Genomic DNA, 5,631 nt, shown 5'->3' with positions numbered 1-5,631 from the left:
CAGCGGTGAGAAAAAAGAGTTTGACACGCGGTTGTAACGCTGTAGAATTCGCCTCCCGCTGATGAGCAACTCAAGAGTTGATCGCAGCGCAAGTGGTTGAAGTTGCAAAGGAAACTTTGAAAACTTCTTAAAATAACCGCTTGACAAATACAGAGGACGCTGTAGAATGCGCGCCTCGGTTGAGACGAAAGGTCTTAACCAACCGCTCTTTAACAACTGAATCAAGCAATTCGTGTGGGTGCTTGTGGTGTCAGACTGAAGTCAACAGATTATCAGCAACCCAAGTTACTCCGCGAGAAATCAAAGATGTAACCAACGATTGCTGAGCCAAGTTTAGGGTTTTCTCAAAACCCAGTTAGATGTTTGAACTGAAGAGTTTGATCATGGCTCAGATTGAACGCTGGCGGCAGGCCTAACACATGCAAGTCGAGCGGCAGCACGGGTACTTGTACCTGGTGGCGAGCGGCGGACGGGTGAGTAATGCCTAGGAATCTGCCTGGTAGTGGGGGATAACGCTCGGAAACGGACGCTAATACCGCATACGTCCTACGGGAGAAAGCAGGGGACCTTCGGGCCTTGCGCTATCAGATGAGCCTAGGTCGGATTAGCTAGTTGGTGAGGTAATGGCTCACCAAGGCGACGATCCGTAACTGGTCTGAGAGGATGATCAGTCACACTGGAACTGAGACACGGTCCAGACTCCTACGGGAGGCAGCAGTGGGGAATATTGGACAATGGGCGAAAGCCTGATCCAGCCATGCCGCGTGTGTGAAGAAGGTCTTCGGATTGTAAAGCACTTTAAGTTGGGAGGAAGGGCAGTTACCTAATACGTATCTGTTTTGACGTTACCGACAGAATAAGCACCGGCTAACTCTGTGCCAGCAGCCGCGGTAATACAGAGGGTGCAAGCGTTAATCGGAATTACTGGGCGTAAAGCGCGCGTAGGTGGTTTGTTAAGTTGAATGTGAAATCCCCGGGCTCAACCTGGGAACTGCATCCAAAACTGGCAAGCTAGAGTATGGTAGAGGGTGGTGGAATTTCCTGTGTAGCGGTGAAATGCGTAGATATAGGAAGGAACACCAGTGGCGAAGGCGACCACCTGGACTGATACTGACACTGAGGTGCGAAAGCGTGGGGAGCAAACAGGATTAGATACCCTGGTAGTCCACGCCGTAAACGATGTCAACTAGCCGTTGGGAGCCTTGAGCTCTTAGTGGCGCAGCTAACGCATTAAGTTGACCGCCTGGGGAGTACGGCCGCAAGGTTAAAACTCAAATGAATTGACGGGGGCCCGCACAAGCGGTGGAGCATGTGGTTTAATTCGAAGCAACGCGAAGAACCTTACCAGGCCTTGACATCCAATGAACTTTCCAGAGATGGATGGGTGCCTTCGGGAACATTGAGACAGGTGCTGCATGGCTGTCGTCAGCTCGTGTCGTGAGATGTTGGGTTAAGTCCCGTAACGAGCGCAACCCTTGTCCTTAGTTACCAGCACGTTATGGTGGGCACTCTAAGGAGACTGCCGGTGACAAACCGGAGGAAGGTGGGGATGACGTCAAGTCATCATGGCCCTTACGGCCTGGGCTACACACGTGCTACAATGGTCGGTACAGAGGGTTGCCAAGCCGCGAGGTGGAGCTAATCTCACAAAACCGATCGTAGTCCGGATCGCAGTCTGCAACTCGACTGCGTGAAGTCGGAATCGCTAGTAATCGCGAATCAGAATGTCGCGGTGAATACGTTCCCGGGCCTTGTACACACCGCCCGTCACACCATGGGAGTGGGTTGCACCAGAAGTAGCTAGTCTAACCTTCGGGGGGACGGTTACCACGGTGTGATTCATGACTGGGGTGAAGTCGTAACAAGGTAGCCGTAGGGGAACCTGCGGCTGGATCACCTCCTTAATCGACGACTCAGCTGCACCATAAGCACCCACACGAATTGCTTGATTCATTGAAGAAGACGATTAGAAGCAGCGCCCGAGTTCGGGTCTGTAGCTCAGTTGGTTAGAGCGCACCCCTGATAAGGGTGAGGTCGGCAGTTCGAATCTGCCCAGACCCACCAGTTTACTGGTGAGATAGCTGGTCAGAGAGACGCCTCCACGGTATGTAGAAATACGGGGCCATAGCTCAGCTGGGAGAGCGCCTGCCTTGCACGCAGGAGGTCAGCGGTTCGATCCCGCTTGGCTCCACCACTTACTGCTTCTGTTTGAAAGCTTAGAAATGAGCATTCCACTGATTCTGACGATCAGTGCCTGAATGTTGATTTCTAGTCTTTGATTAGATCGTTCTTTAAAAATTTGGGTATGTGATAGAAAGAAATATAGACCGGGCACCTCTTTCACTGGTGCGTGTCCGGGCTAAGGTAAAGTTTGTGAAATGCAAACTTTCGGCGAATGTCGTCTTCACAGTATAACCAGATTGCTTGGGGTTATATGGTCAAGTGAAGAAGCGCATACGGTGGATGCCTTGGCAGTCAGAGGCGATGAAAGACGTGGTAGCCTGCGAAAAGCTTCGGGGAGTCGGCAAACAGACTGTGATCCGGAGATGTCTGAATGGGGGAACCCAGCCATCATAAGATGGTTATCTTGTACTGAATACATAGGTGCAAGAGGCGAACCAGGGGAACTGAAACATCTAAGTACCCTGAGGAAAAGAAATCAACCGAGATTCCCTTAGTAGTGGCGAGCGAACGGGGACCAGCCCTTAAGTTGTATTGAGATTAGCGGAACGTTCTGGAAAGGACGGCCATAGTGGGTGATAGCCCTGTACGCGAAAATCCCTTTGCAATGAAATCGAGTAGGACGGGGCACGAGAAACCTTGTCTGAATATGGGGGGACCATCCTCCAAGGCTAAATACTACTGACTGACCGATAGTGAACCAGTACCGTGAGGGAAAGGCGAAAAGAACCGCGGAGAGCGGAGTGAAATAGATCCTGAAACCGTATGCGTACAAGCAGTGGGAGCCCACTTTGTTGGGTGACTGCGTACCTTTTGTATAATGGGTCAGCGACTTATTTTCAGTGGCGAGCTTAACCGAATAGGGGAGGCGTAGCGAAAGCGAGTCTTAATAGGGCGTCTAGTCGCTGGGAATAGACCCGAAACCGGGCGATCTATCCATGGGCAGGTTGAAGGTTGGGTAACACTAACTGGAGGACCGAACCGACTACCGTTGAAAAGTTAGCGGATGACCTGTGGATCGGAGTGAAAGGCTAATCAAGCTCGGAGATAGCTGGTTCTCCTCGAAAGCTATTTAGGTAGCGCCTCATGTATCACTGTAGGGGGTAGAGCACTGTTTCGGCTAGGGGGTCATCCCGACTTACCAAACCGATGCAAACTCCGAATACCTACAAGTGCCGAGCATGGGAGACACACGGCGGGTGCTAACGTCCGTCGTGAAAAGGGAAACAACCCAGACCGTCAGCTAAGGTCCCAAAGTCATGGTTAAGTGGGAAACGATGTGGGAAGGCTTAGACAGCTAGGAGGTTGGCTTAGAAGCAGCCACCCTTTAAAGAAAGCGTAATAGCTCACTAGTCGAGTCGGCCTGCGCGGAAGATGTAACGGGGCTCAAACCATGCACCGAAGCTACGGGTATCATCTTAGGATGATGCGGTAGAGGAGCGTTCTGTAAGCCTGTGAAGGTGAGTTGAGAAGCTTGCTGGAGGTATCAGAAGTGCGAATGCTGACATGAGTAACGACAATGGGTGTGAAAAACACCCACGCCGAAAGACCAAGGTTTCCTGCGCAACGTTAATCGACGCAGGGTTAGTCGGTCCCTAAGGCGAGGCTGAAAAGCGTAGTCGATGGAAAACAGGTTAATATTCCTGTACTTCTGGTTATTGCGATGGAGGGACGGAGAAGGCTAGGCCAGCCTGGCGTTGGTTGTCCAGGTTTAAGGTGGTAGGCTGAGATCTTAGGTAAATCCGGGATCTTAAGGCCGAGAGCTGATGACGAGTGTTCTTTTAGAACACGAAGTGGTTGATGCCATGCTTCCAAGAAAAGCTTCTAAGCTTCAGGTAACCAGGAACCGTACCCCAAACCGACACAGGTGGTTGGGTAGAGAATACCAAGGCGCTTGAGAGAACTCGGGTGAAGGAACTAGGCAAAATGGCACCGTAACTTCGGGAGAAGGTGCGCCGGTGGAGGTGAAGCATTTACTGCGTAAGCCCCTGCCGGTCGAAGATACCAGGCCGCTGCGACTGTTTATTAAAAACACAGCACTCTGCAAACACGAAAGTGGACGTATAGGGTGTGACGCCTGCCCGGTGCCGGAAGGTTAATTGATGGGGTTAGCGCAAGCGAAGCTCTTGATCGAAGCCCCGGTAAACGGCGGCCGTAACTATAACGGTCCTAAGGTAGCGAAATTCCTTGTCGGGTAAGTTCCGACCTGCACGAATGGCGTAACGATGGCGGCGCTGTCTCCACCCGAGACTCAGTGAAATTGAAATCGCTGTGAAGATGCAGTGTATCCGCGGCTAGACGGAAAGACCCCGTGAACCTTTACTATAGCTTTGCACTGGACTTTGAATTTGCTTGTGTAGGATAGGTGGGAGGCTTTGAAGCGTGGACGCCAGTCTGCGTGGAGCCAACCTTGAAATACCACCCTGGCAACTTTGAGGTTCTAACTCAGGTCCGTTATCCGGATCGAGGACAGTGTATGGTGGGTAGTTTGACTGGGGCGGTCTCCTCCTAAAGAGTAACGGAGGAGTACGAAGGTGCGCTCAGACCGGTCGGAAATCGGTCGTAGAGTATAAAGGCAAAAGCGCGCTTGACTGCGAGACAGACACGTCGAGCAGGTACGAAAGTAGGTCTTAGTGATCCGGTGGTTCTGTATGGAAGGGCCATCGCTCAACGGATAAAAGGTACTCCGGGGATAACAGGCTGATACCGCCCAAGAGTTCATATCGACGGCGGTGTTTGGCACCTCGATGTCGGCTCATCACATCCTGGGGCTGAAGCCGGTCCCAAGGGTATGGCTGTTCGCCATTTAAAGTGGTACGCGAGCTGGGTTTAGAACGTCGTGAGACAGTTCGGTCCCTATCTGCCGTGGACGTTTGAGATTTGAGAGGGGCTGCTCCTAGTACGAGAGGACCGGAGTGGACGAACCTCTGGTGTTCCGGTTGTCACGCCAGTGGCATTGCCGGGTAGCTATGTTCGGAAAAGATAACCGCTGAAAGCATCTAAGCGGGAAACTTGCCTCAAGATGAGATCTCACTGGAACCTTGAGTTCCCTAAAGGGCCGTCGAAGACTACGACGTTGATAGGTTGGGTGTGTAAGCGCTGTGAGGCGTTGAGCTAACCAATACTAATTGCCCGTGAGGCTTGACCATATAACACCCAAGCAATTTGCGTCGAACGACCAGATTGCGGTGACTGTGAAGATGACACGAACCGAAAGTTTGCGTCACGAACGACACCTGAAACAGCTTGCTATCACATACCCGATTTGCTGAAGCGCGCCGTACGGCACGATTCGGTACCCGAATTTCTTGACGACCATAGAGCATTGGAACCACCTGATCCCATCCCGAACTCAGTAGTGAAACGATGTATCGCCGATGGTAGTGTGGGGTTTCCCCATGTGAGAGTAGGTCATCGTCAAGATTAAATTCCAGAAACCCTCATCGCTTA

2 tRNA genes and 3 rRNA genes are annotated in these 5,631 nt (G+C 51.8%); all 5 read left to right on the top strand.

Features of this window, described 5'->3' with window-relative positions:
- Nucleotides 1–365 precede the first annotated feature (365 nt).
- A 16S ribosomal RNA gene (locus LIX91_RS25390) occupies nucleotides 366–1,904 on the top strand.
- A gap of 83 nt (nucleotides 1,905–1,987) precedes the next feature.
- Nucleotides 1,988–2,064, top strand: a tRNA-Ile gene (locus tag LIX91_RS25385).
- Nucleotides 2,065–2,118: 54 nt separating this feature from the next.
- Nucleotides 2,119–2,194: transfer RNA gene (locus LIX91_RS25380), tRNA-Ala, on the top strand.
- 242 nt (nucleotides 2,195–2,436) lie between these two features.
- Nucleotides 2,437–5,330, top strand: a 23S ribosomal RNA gene (locus LIX91_RS25375).
- Nucleotides 5,331–5,488: 158 nt separating this feature from the next.
- Nucleotides 5,489–5,604, top strand: a 5S ribosomal RNA gene (gene rrf, locus LIX91_RS25370).
- Together the 16S, 23S and 5S rRNA genes with 2 tRNA genes alongside form the textbook arrangement of a ribosomal RNA operon.
- Nucleotides 5,605–5,631 lie beyond the last annotated feature (27 nt).

Origin of the sequence: Pseudomonas sp. B20 (assembly GCF_020515755.1) — a bacterium.
GTDB lineage: Bacteria > Pseudomonadota > Gammaproteobacteria > Pseudomonadales > Pseudomonadaceae > Aquipseudomonas > Aquipseudomonas syringae.
Note: the sequence above shows the minus strand (reverse complement) of the source record. Positions and strands in the feature narration are given on the sequence as shown.